The sequence below is a fragment of the Collimonas sp. GW821-FHT02H07 genome (assembly GCF_059421505.1).
Genome location: NZ_JBWKVC010000008.1, coordinates 121466 through 139153, shown reverse-complemented (window position 1 = coordinate 139153; position 17688 = coordinate 121466). Strand labels below are relative to the sequence as shown.

Annotated in this window: 13 protein-coding genes; 2 read left to right on the top strand and 11 right to left on the bottom strand. The window is 59.5% G+C overall.

What is annotated here, in order from left to right:
* Positions 1 to 42: 42 nt before the first annotated feature.
* From AC07V8_RS14315 to AC07V8_RS14290, 6 genes are all read right to left on the bottom strand, one after another.
* The gene (locus tag AC07V8_RS14315; RefSeq protein ID WP_494678795.1) at positions 43 to 2967 is read right to left on the bottom strand and encodes a ribonucleoside-diphosphate reductase subunit alpha; all 2925 of its coding nucleotides are present in this window, start codon (positions 2965 to 2967) and stop codon (positions 43 to 45) included.
* A 500-nt stretch (positions 2968 to 3467) separates the two neighbouring features.
* Entirely contained in the window at positions 3468 to 4106 is a 639-nt protein-coding gene (ampD, locus tag AC07V8_RS14310; RefSeq protein ID WP_494678794.1) for a 1,6-anhydro-N-acetylmuramyl-L-alanine amidase AmpD, read from the bottom strand.
* A 12-nt stretch (positions 4107 to 4118) separates the two neighbouring features.
* Positions 4119 to 5600, bottom strand: coding sequence for a sigma-54-dependent transcriptional regulator (locus tag AC07V8_RS14305; protein ID WP_494678793.1), 1482 nt, complete (start codon positions 5598 to 5600; stop codon positions 4119 to 4121).
* 23 nt (positions 5601 to 5623) lie between these two features.
* Complete coding sequence (locus tag AC07V8_RS14300) at positions 5624 to 7363, bottom strand: two-component system sensor histidine kinase NtrB (RefSeq protein WP_494678792.1); 1740 nt, start codon at positions 7361 to 7363, stop codon at positions 5624 to 5626.
* Between the two features lie 104 nt (positions 7364 to 7467).
* On the bottom strand, positions 7468 to 7734 hold the full coding sequence (locus AC07V8_RS14295; protein WP_494678791.1) for a PP0621 family protein: 267 nt from the start codon (positions 7732 to 7734) through the stop codon (positions 7468 to 7470).
* Positions 7731 to 8540: a cytochrome C assembly family protein gene (locus AC07V8_RS14290; protein ID WP_211444918.1), complete on the bottom strand. Its 810-nt coding sequence runs from the start codon at positions 8538 to 8540 to the stop codon at positions 7731 to 7733. Before AC07V8_RS14290 ends, AC07V8_RS14295 begins: the two co-directional genes overlap by 4 nt.
* A 280-nt stretch (positions 8541 to 8820) precedes the next feature.
* Between AC07V8_RS14290 and ffh the strand changes: the two genes are divergently transcribed.
* Together ffh and AC07V8_RS14280 are read left to right on the top strand one after the other, a co-directional pair.
* Entirely contained in the window at positions 8821 to 10188 is a 1368-nt protein-coding gene (gene ffh / locus AC07V8_RS14285) for a signal recognition particle protein (RefSeq protein WP_211473707.1), read from the top strand.
* Between the two features lie 322 nt (positions 10189 to 10510).
* Positions 10511 to 10879 (top strand): SWIB/MDM2 domain-containing protein, encoded by a 369-nt coding sequence (locus tag AC07V8_RS14280; RefSeq protein WP_211444916.1) that lies wholly within the window; start codon positions 10511 to 10513, stop codon positions 10877 to 10879.
* A gap of 114 nt (positions 10880 to 10993) precedes the next feature.
* Here the strand turns inward: AC07V8_RS14280 and AC07V8_RS14275 are convergent, their stop codons facing one another.
* From AC07V8_RS14275 to AC07V8_RS14255, 5 genes are all read right to left on the bottom strand, one after another.
* On the bottom strand, positions 10994 to 11665 hold the full coding sequence (locus AC07V8_RS14275; RefSeq protein ID WP_494678790.1) for a hypothetical protein: 672 nt from the start codon (positions 11663 to 11665) through the stop codon (positions 10994 to 10996).
* Positions 11666 to 11762: 97 nt separating this feature from the next.
* A complete protein-coding gene (locus AC07V8_RS14270; RefSeq protein ID WP_494678789.1) occupies positions 11763 to 13196 on the bottom strand; it encodes an alkaline phosphatase in 1434 nt (477 codons plus the stop codon).
* Positions 13197 to 13269: 73 nt separating this feature from the next.
* Positions 13270 to 14715, bottom strand: a complete 1446-nt coding sequence (locus tag AC07V8_RS14265; RefSeq protein WP_494678788.1) for an alkaline phosphatase — start codon at positions 14713 to 14715, stop codon at positions 13270 to 13272.
* A 280-nt stretch (positions 14716 to 14995) separates the two neighbouring features.
* Entirely contained in the window at positions 14996 to 15616 is a 621-nt protein-coding gene (locus AC07V8_RS14260) for a lytic transglycosylase domain-containing protein (RefSeq protein WP_494678898.1), read from the bottom strand.
* 107 nt (positions 15617 to 15723) lie between these two features.
* On the bottom strand, positions 15724 to 17463 hold the full coding sequence (locus AC07V8_RS14255) for a proline--tRNA ligase (RefSeq protein WP_494678787.1): 1740 nt from the start codon (positions 17461 to 17463) through the stop codon (positions 15724 to 15726).
* Between the last annotated feature and the right edge of the window lie 225 nt (positions 17464 to 17688).

Below are 17688 nucleotides of genomic sequence, written 5' to 3'. Positions count from 1 at the left end.
CCCACCCTACTTTTCATTGTTTCGTTTTATATCTGAACAGTATTACTGGCAAGCTTCGCATTCCTCGAATCCTGGATCGCCGGGACGCATGGTGCATGCCGGGCCATCCAGTTCCTGCGGCGCTGCTTCCACTGCTGCAGTGCCGTAAGTCGCTGCCGCGCCGCCGCTCATGCCGCCGTCTACCGCCACCGCATTCAGAGCGCCGGTTTTCGAAGTCGACTTCTCGGTATGCGTTGCGCCGATGGTACGCAGGTAGTAGGTGGTCTTGAGGCCACGCAACCACGCCAGCTTGTAGGTTTCATCCAGCTTCTTGCCGGATGCGCCTGCCATATAGATATTCAGCGACTGCGCCTGGTCGATCCATTTCTGGCGGCGCGATGCAGCTTCCACCAGCCAGGACGGTTCAACTTCGAAGGCCGTTGCATAGATGTCGCGCAGATCTTGCGGAATGCGGTCGATCTTGGCCAGGCTGCCGTCGAAATACTTGAGGTCGGAGATCATGACTTCATCCCACAGACCGCGCGCTTTCAAGTCGCGCACCAGGTATGCATTGATTTCGGTGAACTCGCCGGACAGGTTCGATTTCACGTACAGGTTCTGGTAAGTCGGTTCGATACATGCCGATACACCGATGATGTTCGAGATCGTCGCTGTCGGCGCAATCGCCACGCAGTTCGAGTTACGCATGCCGAATTCCTTGATGCGGGCACGCAACTGGGTCCAGTCCAGCGCTTCCGACATGTCGGCTTCGAGGTAGCCGCCGCGTTCTTCCGCCAGCAATTTCAGGGAATCCTGCGGCAGGATGCCACGATCCCACAGGGAACCGCGATAGCTGCTGTAACGGCCGCGCTCTTCCGCCAGTTCGGTCGATGCCCAATAGGCGTGGTAGCAGACTGCTTCCATCGAGGTATCGGCAAATTCAACCGCTGCTTTCGAGGCATAAGGCAAGCGCATCATGTGCAAGCAATCCTGGAAACCCATGATGCCGAGACCAACCGGACGGTGCCGCAGGTTGGAATCGCGCGCCTTCTTCACTGCATAATAGTTAATATCGATCACATTATCCAGCATGCGCATCGCAGTATTGATGGTTTTCTGCAATTTGGCATGATCCAGCTGGCCGTCTTTCATGTGCGCCGGCAGGTTGACCGAGCCCAGATTGCAGACCGCGATCTCGGATTCGTTGGTGTTCAGCGTGATCTCGGTGCACAGGTTGGAGCTGTGCACCATGCCGACGTGCTGCTGCGGCGAACGGATGTTGCATGGATCCTTGAAGGTAATCCATGGGTGGCCGGTTTCGAACAGCATCGACAGCATCTTGCGCCACAGGTCGAGCGCCTGGATCTTCTTGAACAGACGCAGCTCGCCGCGGGCAGCCTTGGCTTCGTAGCCGGTATAGGCGGCTTCGAAAGCCTTGCCGACCTTGTCATGCAGGTCCGGCGCATCGCTTGGCGAGAACAGGGTCCACTCGCCCTTTTCCATCACGCGCTTCATGAATAGGTCCGGAATCCAGTTGGCGGTGTTCATGTCGTGGGTGCGGCGGCGGTCGTCGCCGGTGTTTTTACGCAGGTCGAGGAATTCCTCGATGTCCATGTGCCAGGTTTCCAGGTAGGCGCAGACCGCGCCCTTGCGCTTGCCGCCCTGGTTGACCGCCACGGCGGTATCGTTGACCACCTTCAGGAACGGCACCACGCCTTGCGACTTGCCGTTGGTGCCCTTGATATGGGCGCCCAGCGAACGCACCGGCGTCCAGTCGTTGCCCAGGCCGCCGGCGTACTTCGCCAGCAGAGCGTTTTCCTTGATGGCTTCGTAGATGCCGTCGAGATCGTCGGCTACCGTCGTCAGGTAGCAGGACGACAGCTGCGAGCGCTGGGTGCCGGAGTTGAACAGGGTCGGCGTCGAGCTCATGAAGTCGAAGCTGGACAGCAGGTTGTAGAACTCGATGGCGCGCGCTTCGCGGTTGACTTCATTCAGCGCCAGGCCCATCGCCACGCGCATGTAGAAAGCCTGCGGCATTTCGATGCGGATATCGCGCACGTGCAGGAAATAGCGGTCATACAGCGTTTGCAGGCCGAGGTAACCGAATTGCAGGTCGCGCTCGGGTTGCAGGGCTTCGCCCAGTACAGCCAGGTCGAACTGGGCCAGCTTGGCATCGAGCAGATCGGCTTCAATACCCTTTTTAATAAACTTCGGGAAATATTCAAGATATTCCGCCGGCGCGTCAGCTTGCGCCACTTCCTTGCCGAACACTTCCTTGCGGATGGTGTGCATCAGCAGACGCGCGGTGACCGTGCTATAGGCAGGGTCCTTTTCCATCAGCGCACGGGCAGCCAGGATCGCCGACTTGTGCAGCTCTTCCACCGGCACGCCGTCGTACAGGTTCTTGACGGTCTCGGCCAGAATGGCTTCTGCGTCGACATGCGTTTCCAGGCCGATGCAGGCAGCGGTAATCAGGTCGCGCACCTGGTTCATGTCCAGCGCGCGGCGCTGGCCATCTTCCGTGACGAACAGTTCGGCGCCGCCAGCCACCGACTTGGCTGCCGGCTGCTGCTGCGAACGCTCTTCCATGCGCTTGGCGCGATACAGCACGTAGGCACGCGCCACATCGTGTTCGCCGGAGCGCATCAGGGACAGTTCGACCTGGTCCTGAATATCTTCGATATGGAAGGTGCCGCCGTTCGGCTGCCGGCGCACCAGGGCGGCGACAACGTTGGAGGTCAGCTGCTCAACCAGTTCGCGCACCCGCGCCGAGGCCGCGCCCTGGCCGCCGTTGACGGCGAGGAAGGCCTTGGTGACGGCGATCGAGATCTTGGATGGCTCAAAGCCGACCACGGCGCCATTGCGCCGGATAATTCTGTAGTCGCCAAAACTGCTGCCTACCTTGACGGGAGAGCCGCTACCGGTTGCTGACGGAACACCAGCAACTTCGGCTGATGATTTAACGGAAATTTCTTGAGTAGATTGCACTGAGCCTCCCGAGACTGTGAAAGCAGACGAACTCATTACGCCTGCTGTTATTAATTAGAACCGTGGAACCGTTGATGGTTCAGATACCGCTGCTTCTTGCTGATTCTTGCTGATTCTTGCTGATTGTTGCTACTTCTTGCTGTTCCCACATCCGTCATTGCGCTGTCGGCGATCTCTCCGCAGGCGCTCATGACTGATGCCCAAAACTGGATAACACGAGAAAATTTAGCGTTAAAAAGGGGTACGCGATGACCAACAATCAATGACCGACAACAAATCCAGAGGCCGCTTAGCAGCCTGTCCGACACCTGCATTCATACTGATATGAGTACAAAAACAAAACACCACAAAGTGGACAGGCCATGCAAAACAAGCCAATGAAGAGATACAAAAAAACACTACATATAGTTTTCTGGATTTGATTTTTACTAATTGTAGTACCTAGCCCCTGCCGATGCAATCCAAAAGTAGGATCTTTTTTATATTCAAAAAGAGACTATTCAATTGACTTTTTTTGCCATGGCAGGAAAGCGCAAAGGCGGCTTGCCGGAGATTTCCGGCACATGCCCGGCTAAGGCTTGCTGGTATTGGGTCCAGTCGAAAAACGGACCCGGGTCGGTCTTTCTGCCCGGCGCGACATGTTCGTGTCCGGCCACTGCGGTCAGCGGATAACGCCATTGCAACGCATGGGTCAGCGCAGCCAGCGCACCATATTGCATCACGGAAAATTCTTCGAAATCGGTCCCTTCCAGCTCGATCCCGATCGAGAAATCATTGCAGCGTTCACGTCCTTCGAAACTGGAAACGCCGGCGTGCCAGGCGCGCTCATTGGCAGACACGAACTGGATCACGCCACCGTCGCGCACAATCAGGAAATGGGAAGAAACCCGCAGCGGCCGCAGCTGTTCAAAATAAGGATGCGCATCATACGCTAAACGGTTGCCGAACAGGTCGGCGATATACGGACCGCCAAACTGTCCGGGCGGCAGACTGATGTTATGGATCACCAGCAGATCGATGACGCTGCCGTCCGGCCGGGCATCGCAGTTAGGCGACGACTGGCGCACCACTTCATCGGGACGGCACCAGCCGTCGGGGCCGACTTCGAAGTAAGGGTGAAGCGTACTCTGCTCCGTCATTGTTACCTTGCCTTAGTCTTGCTCGTGAATCGATAAACGCTGCATGCGGTAACGCAGCTGGCGGAAGCTGATGCCCAGCAGATCGGCCGCCTTGGTCCGGTTAAAGTGCGTGCGCGTCAACGCCCGCCGGATGACATCGCGCTCGATATCGTCCAGGTAGTCCGGCAGCGACGGCGGCAGCTCGGAACCGCTCAGCAACACTGTCGCGGCGGCGGCAACCGGCTCGAAACCGGCTGCTGCGCCGGTAACCGGGCCGGCGCCTGCATCGTCAGGATAGCCCTGATCCGGGCTTTGCGTCTCCAGCGCGCGGCCGTTGCCGCCGCCCTTGAGGCCGAGATCCGCTACTTCAATCACACCGTCGTTGGCAAACGCCAGCGCCCGCTCCAGGATATTTTCCAGCTCGCGCACATTGCCCGGGAAGGCGTAGGCGCATAAAGCTTCCATGGCTGCCGGCGCCAGCGTCACCTGCCCCGCCTGCGGCGCAAACACCGACAAGCGCGCCAGCACTGCGCCGATCAGCAAGCCAAGATCATCCAGGCGTTCGCGCAAGGGCGGCAGTTTTAATTCGATAACATTCAAACGATAGTACAAATCCTGGCGAAATCTACCTGATTCGACGCACTCGGCCAGATTCTGATGGGTGGCGCTGATCAAACGGACGTCCACCGGCTCTTCCACCGTCGCCCCGACCTTGCGCACGCGCCGCTCCTGGATCGCGCGCAACAGCTTGACCTGCATCGCCAGCGGCAGGTCGGCGACCTCATCCAGCAGCAGGGTGCCGCCGTTGGCGGCCTGGAAAAATCCTTCGCGGTCATCGGCGGCGCCGGTGAACGCGCCTTTGCGGTAGCCGAAGAATTCGGCCTCCATCAAGGCTTCCGGAATGGCGCCGCAATTGACCGCGACAAAGGGCTTGTCGGCGCGCGGGCTGAGCGCATGGATATCGCGCGCCGCCAGCTCCTTGCCGCTGCCTGACTCGCCGGTAATCGCCACCGGCGCCATGCTGCGCGCCAGCCGCACAATCTGGGTGCGCAATTCCTGCATGGCGGCGGACTGGCCGATCAGACGCAAGGCGTTGCCGTTGCTGCGAGCCTTGACATCGCCGGACTGACGCTGGTTCTCGGCCGGCTTGCCGATGCGCAGCGCCGATTGCACCATCAGGCGCAGCTGGTCCAGCGCCACCGGCTTCGACAGATAGTCGAAAGCGCCGGCTTTCAAGGCCACCACGGCGTTGTCGGCGCTGCCGTAGGCGGTAATCACGGCGATCGGAATCACCTTGTCGCCGCTGGTGACTTCGCGCACCAGCTCGATGCCGAGGCCGTCCGGCAGCCGCATGTCCGTCAGGATCAGTGCATATTCATTGCTGGCCAGATGGCTGCGCGCAGCGGCCAGGCTGTCGGCGCTGTCGACATCGAGTCCCATCTTGACCAGTGCGATCTCGAGCAGTTCGCGCAGGTGGGCTTCGTCATCGACGACCAGAATACGGGGTGAAGTCATGGCAATGGTCTTTTTTAATAGTTCTAGTCAGCTAATGACAGAGGATCACGGGGAGCAAACGCAATAACAAAACGACCACTCACATGGCTGGAATTCTGTCCTTGAACATCATGCCGGTATTCATAATCGAGTAATGCGCCGTTATTCAAACACAATTCGCGCGCCAAAAACAAGCCCAGTCCGGTGCCCTTGCTGGAGGTGGTGTAAAACGGCTCGAACAGGTGCGCGCGCACCGCCGGCGAAATCGGTTCGCCATCGTCCTGCACATGCAGCTCCAGCCGTCCGGCGACGCTGGACATGATATGCAAACGCATCCCGCCCGGCCGGCCGCTGGCGTAGCGCACCGCATTCGACAGCAGATTGGTCACCACCTCGCGCAAATGCAGCGGATCGAACCAGACGTGGTAGCGGTCCGTCAGGTCGATCTGGAGGGCGATGGCGCCGGGCGCCACCGCGTGCGTCTGCTTGAAATCATTGACGATATCGTGCAGCAGCGGCGCCAGCTGGATCGGTTCCAGCTGGCGCTGCGCCTTGCGCGACAGCTTCAGGATATCCTCGATCATGCGGTCCAGGCGCGCCACGTTGTCTTCGACGATCGTCACCAGCCGCGCTTGCGTCTGGCTGCCCGCCTCCTCAGAGAGCAAGGTGGCGGCATAGGAAATCGAGGCCAGCGGATTGCGCACTTCATGGGCGATGCTGGCGGTCAGGCGGCCCATGGCGGCCAGCTTCAGCTGCTGCGCCTGGTTTTCGATTTCGCTGACATCCTGCAGGAAAATGACGGCGCGATACTCGCTCAGTTCGCGCATCCTGACCGCGGCAAAGCGCACTTTCAGATGCGCCGCCAGCTCGCGTCGCCCGCTCCAGTCAATCGCCGCCGCTTCCTGGCCCAGATCGTCGGTATGCTTGATGGTCACAAATACCGCCTCGCCGACCACCGGCGCGCCGGGCCGCGGCAAATCGCTGACCCTAGATTCCCAGGCAAACAGCGCATCGGTGATCGGCGCCAGCAAGGCATAATCGCTCAGCTTATGGCGCGGCTCGTCGTCCGACATCGGGAACGACAGGCCCAGCATCCTTTCCGCCGCCGGATTGGCCATGATCAGCGTGCCGATCGGATCGACCACCAGCAAGCCGTCGCCCATGTCCTTGATGGCGATGCGGTTGATGTCCATCTGCACCCGCAAATCCCGGCCGCGCTGGGTAGCCAGCTCTTCCTGCTTGATCAGTTTGTGCGCCAGGCGGTTGATCACCAGCACGGCAAAGAAGAAGGCGCCGCCATACAAGCCGGCTTGCACGGTGGAGATATCCGGAGAGGATTGCAGAATCTGGTAACCGCTGTCCGCCAGCAGCACCATGGTCGCGATCGAGACAAAAAACAGCGCTACCAGCAAGGGCGCCAGAATCGCCGCGCCGGCCAGCGGGAACAGATACAGGATCGCCAGGCCGCTTTTGGCGCCGCCGGCGCCTATATACAGAATCGACACCGCGACCAGGTCCACCGAGATCGGCAGCACGATCTGCACTATGTACTGGCGCCGGTGATAGGCCGTCACCAGCGTGAAGAGGACGGCGCACAGCAGATAGGCGCCGCAGGTTTCGGCTCCCGTGAAGAGTTGGGAAAACCATATCTCGCCTTTGCTTTGGCTGCTGACATAGGCAAGCATCACCATGGCAACCACGATCCGCGTCACATTGAAGGTTTGCAGCGTGCGCCAGAAAGTGTCAGGCTTTTCGCTCTGCGAAGTGAGGCTGGAGCTGGTCATGCGCAAATATCCTGTCTCGCGATGAATGTTGAAATTCCGGACTGGCCGCCCTCGGCAGGCGAGCCCGGCCCGGAATGAGCGCAAATGTTCAAGTATTGAGCACGCTAGGAAGAATGCAGGCGGCGATGTTCAGCGCTGCAGAAAGGCGCGCCGGAGGCATCGGCAATCGCTTCCGACGCCGGAAAGTGGATGCCGCAATGGACGCAAGCCACCATCGCCTCAGCCTGCGCCGGTTCATTGGCGGCGGAGGGCGCACCGCCAGAAGATGGGGATCCCGTCGAGGACGAACGATCGCGGCCGAGATTTTTCTGCAGACGCTGCAGCCAGACGATAACGGCCAGCACAATGACAATTAAAATAATGAATTTCATACCAATACCCGATGCAACACAACTTCAAGCACGAAACGGCTCCCTACATACGCCAGTAACAAAATGGCAAACCCGGTCAAGGTAAAACTGAGCGCAGTGCGGCCGCGCCAGCCCTGCCATCGGCGGCCGGCCAGCAACAGGCCGAACAGCGCCCATGACAACATGGTGAAAATGGTCTTGTGATCCCATTTGAAGGCCTTGTTGAACAATTCTTCCGAAAACACCACGCCCGACAGCACGGTCAGCGTCAGCAGGAAAAATCCGAAAGCAATCAGGCGGAACAGCAGTTTTTCCATGGTCAGCAGCGCCGGCAGGCGATCCAGCGCCAGCCCGAACCAGCCGGCCTTGACGCCGCCCGGCCGGGTATGCAGGCGCGATTCCTGCAACACCATCAGCACCGCGTGGAAAGCGGCGATCGTGAGCGTACTGTAAGCCAGGATGGAAATCACGATATGCCACAGGAAAACCGGCGACTTGCCGTTCAGAGGCACCATATTCCCTGGAAACACTGCGGGCAGGACCGCCGCCAGGGCCGCCATCGGCAACACCAGCACCCGCAGGCCGTCAAGGGTGTAGTTGCGGTTTTCAAGCCAATAGGCCGCCACCGACACCCATAAGGTCGCCGACAGCATCATGGAAAAGCCGACCCGCAACTGTTCCGGCCCGACCACGTCGGCCCACAGCACGCCGCCATGCAGCAACCAGGCGGCGGCAACGACAATCGAAATAGTCTGGCGCCGGCTCGACGGCAAAAAGGTGCAGCCTATATATAGCAGCGCCACCAGAACGAAAAGAGATGTTTGCATCGTGTAAGTTTACAACATGTGGCGTCTGCGCGGCGTGCTCAAACAAGGCGAACATGCATGCGGTCGAAGCCCGGCTTCATTTCTTGCAACTTGCACATCGTTTCTCTCCTGCCATTTAATGCACAGACCTTTGCTGCGCCCCTGAATGCTAGGTGTTTGCCCGGCATCAGGTAAAATGGCGGTTTACAAGCATTACTGTGACCTTTTGCAGCGCGCTGGCGCATCAGCTGCGCTAGTTCATATTGACCGATTGCACCTCTTCTGGAAACGCTGCGTACCCATGCTCGACAATCTTACCCAACGCCTCGCCAAAGTCGTCAAAACCATGCGCGGCGAAGCGCGCCTCACCGAAACCAATACCGCGGAAATGCTGCGCGAAGTCCGCCTGGCTTTGCTGGAAGCCGACGTCGCCTTGCCTGCCGTGCGCGAATTTATCGCCAACGTTAAACAAAAGGCGCTGGGCGAAGAGGTAATTGCTTCGCTGACCCCGGGCCAGGCTCTGGTCGGCGTGGTGCAGCGCGAGCTGGCTTCGCTGATGGGCGCCGATCTCGGCCCGGAAGCTTCGCAGCTGAGTTTTGCCACGCAGCCGCCGGCCATTATCCTGATGGCGGGCCTGCAAGGTGCGGGTAAAACCACCACCGTCGGCAAGCTCGCCAAGTATCTGCGTGAACAAAAGAAGAAAAAAGTACTGACTGTTTCCGCCGACGTCTACCGTCCAGCGGCGATCGGCCAGCTGCAAACCGTGACGGCGCAGGTCGGCGCCGATTTCTTTCCGACCGAGATCAGCGACAAGCCGGTGGATATCGCACTGGCCGCGCTGGACTATGCCAAGCGCCACTACCACGACGTCCTGATCATCGACACCGCCGGCCGCCTCGGCATCGACGAAGCGATGATGAAGGAAATCAGCGCGATCCATGCCGCCGTCAAGCCGATCGAAACCCTGTTCGTGGTCGACGCCATGCTCGGCCAGGACGCCATCAATACCGCCAAGGCCTTCAACGACGCCTTGCCGCTGACCGGCATCGTGCTGACCAAGCTGGACGGCGATGCGCGCGGCGGCGCGGCGCTGTCGGTGCGGCATATCACCGGCAAACCGATCAAGTTTGCCGGCACCGCAGAAAAACTGGACGGCCTGGAAGCGTTCGACCCAACCCGCATGGCCAACCGCATCCTCGGCATGGGCGATATCCTGGCGCTGGTCGAAGAAGCGCAGAAAGGCGTCGATGTCGCCGCGGCCAAGGACCTGGCGCACAAAATCAAGGGCGGCGGCAAATTCGACCTGAACGACTTCAAGGCGCAGCTCGGCCAGATGAAGAAAATGGGCGGCCTGTCGAACCTGATGGATAAGCTGCCGGCGCAATTCCAGCAAGCCGCCGGCGGCGCTAACATGGACCAGGCGGAGAAACAGGTACGCCGCATGGAAGGCATCATCAATTCGATGACCGCCCAGGAACGGGCCAAACCGGAGCTGATCAAGGCCTCGCGCAAGCGCCGCATCGCCGTCGGCGCCGGGGTGCAGGTGCAGGAAGTGAACCGCATGCTGTCGCAATTTGACCAAATGCAGTCGATGATGAAAAAGCTCAAGGGCGGCGGCATGATGAAAATGATGCGCGGCATGAAGGGCATGATGCCAGGCATGCGCTAAACGCTGCACCGGCACTGCCGCAAGAACCGAAAAGCCTTGCAAATCATTGACTTGCAAGGCTTTTCAGCAAATCGGAGCGCTCCGGGACGCTCCGCAGCGGCCACCGGCGCCAACTGTTACCTGCCCGGAATTTCTGCAGATCATCGCAAACGGCCGCTCAAGCGCGCCAGTCCGTGGTTTTTCGCGGCTCGGCAGGGCTTGCGCTTCCGTATCAAATCCCGCACAAACCCATAAAAAACGCTTGCATCGCCAAGAAAAGCGCAACACTATTAGCGATGCGTGCTTGACGCATTTTTCCCATATCCCTGAAGGAGGCTCAAAGATGGCCACAGCAGCAAAAAAACCAGCAGCGAAGAAAGCTGTCGCACCTGCGAAAGCACCGACCAAATCGGCGCCAAAGGCAGCTCCTAAAAAAGTCACTGCAACCGGTACCGTAGCGCGCAAGCCGAATGCAGCATTCATGAAACCACTGACGCCATCGGCCACGCTGGCTGCGGTCGTCGGCGCGGCCCCGCTGCCACGCACTGAAGTCACCAAGAAAGTGTGGGAGTACATCAAGAAGCACAATCTGCAAAATCCAGCAAACAAGCGCAATATTGTTGCAGATGACAAATTGAAAGCTGTCTTTGGCGGCAAAAAAGAAGTGTCGATGTTTGAAATGACAAAACTCATTTCCGATCACTTGAAATAATGCTTGGGGCTTAGCCGCAGTCTTTTGCGCCGCCCTGGGTGCCAAACAAAAACGCCCGCATCGCGCGGGCGTTTTTGTATCCGCGGCATTTGCAACGCGACCTGACGGCCGGCCTCAATCGAGCAAATCGGAATAGTCGATTTCTGCATAGCCCGCCAAGGTATTCCACGGCAATACCTTAGGCGCCTCAACTACGCTGACCACCGTTTCGCGGCGCGCATTGCCATGCGCCTCCAGCGACTCTACCCGGCGCGGATACTGGCCTTTAACATCCCAGCTGACGCGCACCGTCAGATCGCCCCGCTTGCTTTCATATTGCTGTACGCCGTCCTTGACTGCACCAATTGCCCGCATGCTTTTCAGGCTTTGCGGATCGCTCAGGAAAAACGTGCTGCCCCAGCTGCCGTTGAAACCGATATTGCCGTAGTACTGGGAGTCGACCTTGATGCTGCGGCGCTGATGGCGCTCGATCAGCCGCGCATCGAGCGCGCCATCGGCCAGGCGCCGCACCCACATCGGCGAGCTGCCGGCGTCCGGGTGGCTATGGCCGCTGTGGGCGTCGCTGTGATCATGTTCGTCGGCGGACTTGCCGGCGATCAGGCGTTCGGTCCAGACCTGGTCGTTGCGGCGGTACACGCGCTCGGTGAATGTGGTTTCGCGTTTGACGCCGTCGCGCCCGATGGTCATCGCATAGTGCCTCACCTGTAAATTCTGATCCGGACCACTGACATTTTCCGCCGCCATCGCCACCGGCATCAGCGCCGCCATGGCCAGTACAGCAAGCATCAAGCCATTCCTGCATTTTTTAAAACAGATCATTTTTCCACCAAAAAAATGCCGCCACCGGAACGATGGCGGCGTAAGTACTACTCAGGTAAGCGTCTTACAGGCCAAGCGCATTCTTGACCTTGCCAAACACCTTGATGTTTTCAAAGGTGCCTTTGAAACTGTCGCTGCCGGCGCCGGCGGAAAACAGCATGACGTCGCCGCCGCCGTGGGTTTCCGAACCGGGCGAGCCGGCAAAGCGCACGCCGACCTGCTGCAGGTAGTCGTCGGCTTCGGTATCGACATTGGTCAGGTCGCGGTCTTCCGGCCGCCGCGGCGCGCTGCCATTGCCGAACACCAGCGTGGTATAGGGCTTGCCGTCGGCCGCCAGCGCCAGTTTGCCGTCAGCGTAATTGGCGACTTTGCCGAGGATGGGATTGCCGCGCTTGGGATAGCCGTTGAAGCCCATGGCATGGTCATGATCCGCGGTGACCACGATCAAGGTGTCTTTCAAGTCGACCAGTTCCAGCGCCTTCTTGATCGCCGCATCGAAAGCCAGCGTATCTTCCAGCGCGCGCTTGGCGTTGGTGCCGTGCAGGGCATGGTCGATGCGGCCGCCTTCCACCATCAGGAAATAGCCGTTCGGATTTTTCTTCAGCACGCCGATGGCTTTCTCCGTCATCTCGGCCAGGCTAGGCTGGTTCAGTTTCTTCTTGACCCGGTCCAGCTCGTAATCCATGTCGCTGGCGGTAAACAAGCCGAGCAGCTTGCTGACGCTGGCAAGATTGACGTTCCTCAATTCAGTGCCGGAAGCGACGTAGGTATAGCCGGCAGCCTTGAACAGGCTCAGCGGATCCAGATTATCGTTGCGCTTGCTGGCCGGATCGGACTTCGGCAAGAAGTGGCGCAGGCCGCCGCCGAGCAAGACATCGACGCCGTCCTTCAGCGCCAGGTTGTAGCGCGGGGCGCCTGGCGTCGCCTGCTCGGTGATGGTGTTGTAGGCATCGCGGTTGCAGACGTGAGCGTAGGTTGCCGCCGGCGTCGCGTGGCTGATGCGGGTGGTGCTGACGGCGCCGACCGCCTTGCCCGCGCCCTTCGATAACTCCAGCAAGGTCTGCACCGCCTGGCCATTGCCGGCAACGCAGGTCGAGTCGGCATTGTTCTGATACGGCTTGCCGTTGGCATCGAAGGCATTGGTGTCGGAAGACATCGAGATGACGTCGTTCTTCATCTTGACGCCGGTCATGTAGGCCGCCATCGACGGCGCGCTGTCGGTAGTCTGGCCATCCAGCGAGAAAGTCTTGACGCGGGCGGTACGGTTCAGCGTCTCCATCGTCAGGCGGCCGGCTTCGCCATGGCCATAGATGCGTGCTGCCGTGACGGTCACCGGCCCCATGCCGTCACCGAGGAAAAAGATCACGTTCTTTGCTTTTGCCGGCGCCGCATCGGCGGCCTGGGCCTGCCCGCCGCACAGCAGCGCCAGCGCGCACAAGGCGGCGCCCTGGCGGAGGCGATGCGGGAATTGCTTGGAAGCTGCTAGATTGATTTTCATGTCTGACCTTTGGACTCTTTGTTGCGTTTTGCTTGATGGTTGCGCGACTCATTCGCGTGGTTCGCGGGAGGCCTCACAGGCCGACGGCCTTTTTCACCAGGCCGAACACCTCGGTGTTGTCGAGCACGCCGCGGATGTTCTCGGCACCCATGCCCTGCGCACCGATAAAGACATTGGTGCCGCCATGCGTCTCGCCGCCCGCTTCGGTCGGGATCACCGATTCTTGCAGATAGTCTTTGTCAGCCACCTGCATGTCCGACAAGGCGCCGCGCGTAGCCAGATGGTTGGGGCCGTTGCCAAAGCCGATCACGGTGTACGGGTTATTGTTGATGTCGCGCTCGGGCTGGCCGGTCAGGACATTTTTCACCAGGCCGAGCACGCCCGGCTCGCTGCTGGTGGTCTTGCCGGTGCGCTTGGCGTAACCGTTCAGCAGGATCGAATGATCGTGATCAGCGGTGACCACTACCAGGGTGTTCTTCAAGCCGGGATCGACTTGCTGCATCTTGTCCAGCGCGACCTTGATGGCATCGTCGAAAGCGACGGTTTCCTGCAAGGCGCGGCGGGCGTTGGTGGCGTGCAGCGCGTGATCGATGCGGCCGCCCTCCACCATCAGGAAAAAACCGCTCTTCTTGCTATTCAGCAGATCGATCGACTTGGCGGTCATCTGCGCCAGGCTCGGTTCCTTGGCCGCGTCGCGGTCGAGGTCGTAAGTCATGTGGTCCTTGTTGAACAGGCCCACCACTTTCGGCGCCGTGTTGCTGAGCTTGTCGAAGTCGGCGAAATTGGCCGCGTAGGCATATCCCGCGGCCTTGAATTCAGCAACCAGATCGCGGCTGTCGCTGCGCTTGCTGTCGGCATCGGTCTTCGGCAGAAAGTGACGGCGGCCGCCGCCAAAGATCACGTCGACGCCATCGCTCAGCTTGCTGTTGAAACCGGCGCCCTTAGGCGTCAGCTGCGCGGCGATATTGTTTTCGCCGTCGCGGTGGCAGATATGCGAATACGTCGCCGCCGGCGTCGCGTGGGTGATCCTGGTAGTGGTCACGACGCCGGTGCTGTAGCCCTTCGCTTTCATGATCTCCAGCAGGGTATCGGCGGGTGTGCCATTGCCGCTCGGACAAGTGCTGTCGGCGCCGCTGACATAGCTCTTGCCGCCGGCGTCGCGGGCGCTGGTATTGGCTGACATCGAGATCACCTCGTTGTTCGCCTTGACCCCGGTCATGTAGGCCGCCATCGACGGTGCGCTGTCGGTGACCTGGGCATCGTTTGAATAAGTCGTGACGAAGCCGGTTTCCGGCAAGGTATCGAGAGTCAAATCGCTCTCTTCGCCTACCTTGTAAATGCGGGCCGCCGTCATGGTGGCGATGCCCATACCGTCGCCCAGGAAGAAAATCACGTTCTTTGCCGCCGGCTTGACTTCCGGCCGCTCGACCGGCGCCTCCACCAGGGAATTGCTGGAACCGCTACACCCCGCCAGCGCCACCGACGCCGTGGCGGCGGCAATCAACGTACTTAATTTCATTCATCGCTCCGTGTTGTCAATCAGAAATATGCAAGTATTTGTAATAATTTGTTACAACTGTAACCGCATCTTGTTACAACTTGATGACGTTGAGAGATTTGCGCCAAGCCTTAGAGAAATTCCTGTTGGCGCAGGAACAGCGGGCGGGCAAGCGCTGCGGCCGGACGGCAGAAAGCCGGCCCGCGCGTTGCCGGACCAGCTATCTGGATCATGCTTGAGGGGAAAACAGCAGATGGGAGGCGGCGAGCGCCGGGCGCGCCGCAGTCAGGACAACGAGTAATTACTGGTGGGCGGAGACCGTATGCAACGGTGAAGCATCCTTGTATTCCCAGCGCTTCCAGGCGGCCAGCACGGCATTGGGATATTCGGGGCGGCCGCGGCTGCCGTTATAGCGGCCCAGCGCAAGATACAGATTGCCCTTTTCCATATCGATGTACATGCGCAGGATGGAACAGCCGTAGCGCAGATTGGTTTGCATGTTGAACAGCTTGCTGCGGTCGGAATCGCCGATCACGCGGCTCCAGAACGGCATGACCTGCATGTAGCCGTGGGCGCTGACGCTGGACAAGGCATATTTGCGAAAAGCCGATTCCACCTGGATCAGGCCCAGCACCATGCCGGGATCGAGGCCGGCGCGCTTGGCTTCATACCAGGCGGTTTCCAGGAATTCGATGCGCATCTGCGCATCCGGCAGTTTTTTCTTCAGGCGTTCCGACATCTCGCCCAGCCAGTACAGGTACTGGATGCGCTGGTCGATATCGCTGAACTGGGGTTTCGGCGGCCGCGCATCATTGATGGCGCGCGACAAAGCCAGGCGCACCGAATCCGCCAGCTCTTCTTCTTTTTGATTTCCGGCATGCGCCATGCCGCTCAACAGCAGCAAGATGGACAGCACGCTCATCCAGCGAGACCAGCGCAATCGATACTCCCTTAGAAACACTTTTTATTTTTCAAGGAGTATACAAAGAAAACGGCGCAAGAAACCGTTGCGCCGTGATTTTGTTGTATTTAGGAAACTAGCTTAGCTTTGATGAAGGCTTCCATCTCGACCAGCGGCACCTGCGTGGCTTCGGTGTCGCGCCGTCCCTGGTATTCGATCTGGCCATCTTTCAAGCCACGGTCGCCGATCACGATGCGATGCGGTACGCCGATCAGTTCCCAGTCGGCAAACATGGCGCCCGGGCGTTCGCCGCGGTCATCCAGGATGACGTCGACGCCGGCGGCGAGCAGCGCTTCGTACAGCTTGTCGGTTTCGGCCTTGACCGCCTCGCTGCGGTCGTAGCCCATCGGGCATACAACGACTTCAAACGGCGCGATGGCCAGCGGCCAGATGATGCCCTTGTCGTCGAAATTCTGCTCGATCGCAGCGCCCAGGATGCGGGTGATGCCGATGCCGTAGCAGCCCATCTGCAACAGTTGCGGCTTGCCGCCTTCGTCCAGGAAAGTCGCCTTCATGGCTTCCGAGTAGGCAGTGCCGAGCTGGAACACGTGGCCGACTTCGATGCCGCGCAGGATCGCCAATGCGCCCTTGCCGTCCGGCGACGGATCGCCTTCCACCACATTGCGGATATCGAACACCATAGGCTCAGGCAAGTCGCGGCCCCAGTTGACGCCGGTGTAATGGAAATCGACTTCGTTGGCGCCGCTGACAAAATCGTGCATGTTTGCCACATTGACATCCGCCACCACAGTCACCGGCTTCTTGGTGTTGACTGGGCCGAGATAGCCAGGCGGCGTGCCGAAATACTCGACGATTTCCTGCTCGGTAGCGAAACGATAACCAGCCAGGCCGGGGATCTTGTTAGCCTTGATTTCGTTCAGCTCGTGGTCGCCGCGCAGCATCAACAGCCACACCACCTTGCTGGCAGGCGCCTTATCCGTTGCTTCTTTTTCAACGGTGAGCACGATAGACTTGATGGTTTGCGTCAAAGGCAGCTGCAGCAGCTCGGCCACCGCTTCGCACTTGGCCTTGCCTGGCGTCGCCGTCTTGGTCAGCGCCTGTGCCGGCGCCGCGCGGGTCGGAATCAGCGGCAGGGATTCGGCCGCCTCCATATTGGCGGCGTAATCCGAATTCGGGCAGTACACGATGGCGTCTTCGCCGGTCGCTGCGATGACATGGAATTCGTGCGAACCGGTGCCGCCGATGGCGCCGTTATCGGCCGCCACGGCGCGGAACTGCAGGCCGAAGCGGTTGAAAATACGCACGTAGGCGTCGTACATGATCTGGTAGGACTGCTTCAGGCCGTCCAGGTCGCGGTCGAAGGAATAAGCATCCTTCATGGTGAATTCACGGCCGCGCATGAGGCCGAAGCGCGGCCGGCGCTCATCGCGGAACTTGGTCTGGATATGGTAAAAATTCACCGGCAGCTTGCGGTAGGAGCGCAGTTCCGTACGGGCGATGTCAGTAATCACTTCTTCCGAAGTCGGCTGGATGATGAAGTCGCGGCCGTGACGGTCCTTGACGCGCATCAGTTCGGCGCCGTATTTCTGCCAGCGCCCGGTTTCCTGCCAGAGTTCAGCCGGCTGCACTACCGGCATCAGCAATTCCACAGCTCCCGAACGGTTCATTTCCTGGCGCACAATATTCTCGACCTTGCGGATCACGCGCAGGCCCATCGGCATATAGGTGTAGATGCCGGAACTGATGCGCTTGATCATGCCGGCGCGCATCATCAGTTTATGGCTGACGATTTCCGCGTCGGATGGGGCTTCTTTGAGCGTGGAGATAAAAAAACGGGAGGCGCGCATAACGATGAATTCTTTTTAAAAAGAGAGGGTTATAATCAACTCAATTTTAAAGGATTAGCTGGCTGATGCGCCTACTCTTTGCACATTTGATTGATGTTCTGGCCATAGACACCCCTGGCCGGGGCAGATTGCGCGCCTAATCGGGCGAGGACAGAGTGGTTGACCGGGGCTAGACCGGCAGCTTTGTTCCGCAATGATGACAGCAAGCAAGGAATCAGGCAGGAG

Coding starts and splice junctions, on each gene's coding strand:
- ampD (WP_494678794.1), bottom strand. CDS start 4,106: ATGACGGAGCAGAGTACGCTTCACCCTTACTTCGAAGTCGGCCCCGAC.
- AC07V8_RS14305 (WP_494678793.1), bottom strand. CDS start 5,600: ATGACTTCACCCCGTATTCTGGTCGTCGATGACGAAGCCCACCTGCGC.
- AC07V8_RS14300 (WP_494678792.1), bottom strand. CDS start 7,363: ATGACCAGCTCCAGCCTCACTTCGCAGAGCGAAAAGCCTGACACTTTC.
- AC07V8_RS14295 (WP_494678791.1), bottom strand. CDS start 7,734: ATGAAATTCATTATTTTAATTGTCATTGTGCTGGCCGTTATCGTCTGG.
- AC07V8_RS14290 (WP_211444918.1), bottom strand. CDS start 8,540: ATGCAAACATCTCTTTTCGTTCTGGTGGCGCTGCTATATATAGGCTGC.
- ffh (WP_211473707.1), top strand. CDS start 8,821: ATGCTCGACAATCTTACCCAACGCCTCGCCAAAGTCGTCAAAACCATG.
- AC07V8_RS14280 (WP_211444916.1), top strand. CDS start 10,511: ATGGCCACAGCAGCAAAAAAACCAGCAGCGAAGAAAGCTGTCGCACCT.
- AC07V8_RS14275 (WP_494678790.1), bottom strand. CDS start 11,665: ATGCTTGCTGTACTGGCCATGGCGGCGCTGATGCCGGTGGCGATGGCG.
- AC07V8_RS14270 (WP_494678789.1), bottom strand. CDS start 13,196: ATGAAAATCAATCTAGCAGCTTCCAAGCAATTCCCGCATCGCCTCCGC.
- AC07V8_RS14265 (WP_494678788.1), bottom strand. CDS start 14,715: ATGAAATTAAGTACGTTGATTGCCGCCGCCACGGCGTCGGTGGCGCTG.
- AC07V8_RS14260 (WP_494678898.1), bottom strand. CDS start 15,616: ATGAGCGTGCTGTCCATCTTGCTGCTGTTGAGCGGCATGGCGCATGCC.
- AC07V8_RS14255 (WP_494678787.1), bottom strand. CDS start 17,463: ATGCGCGCCTCCCGTTTTTTTATCTCCACGCTCAAAGAAGCCCCATCC.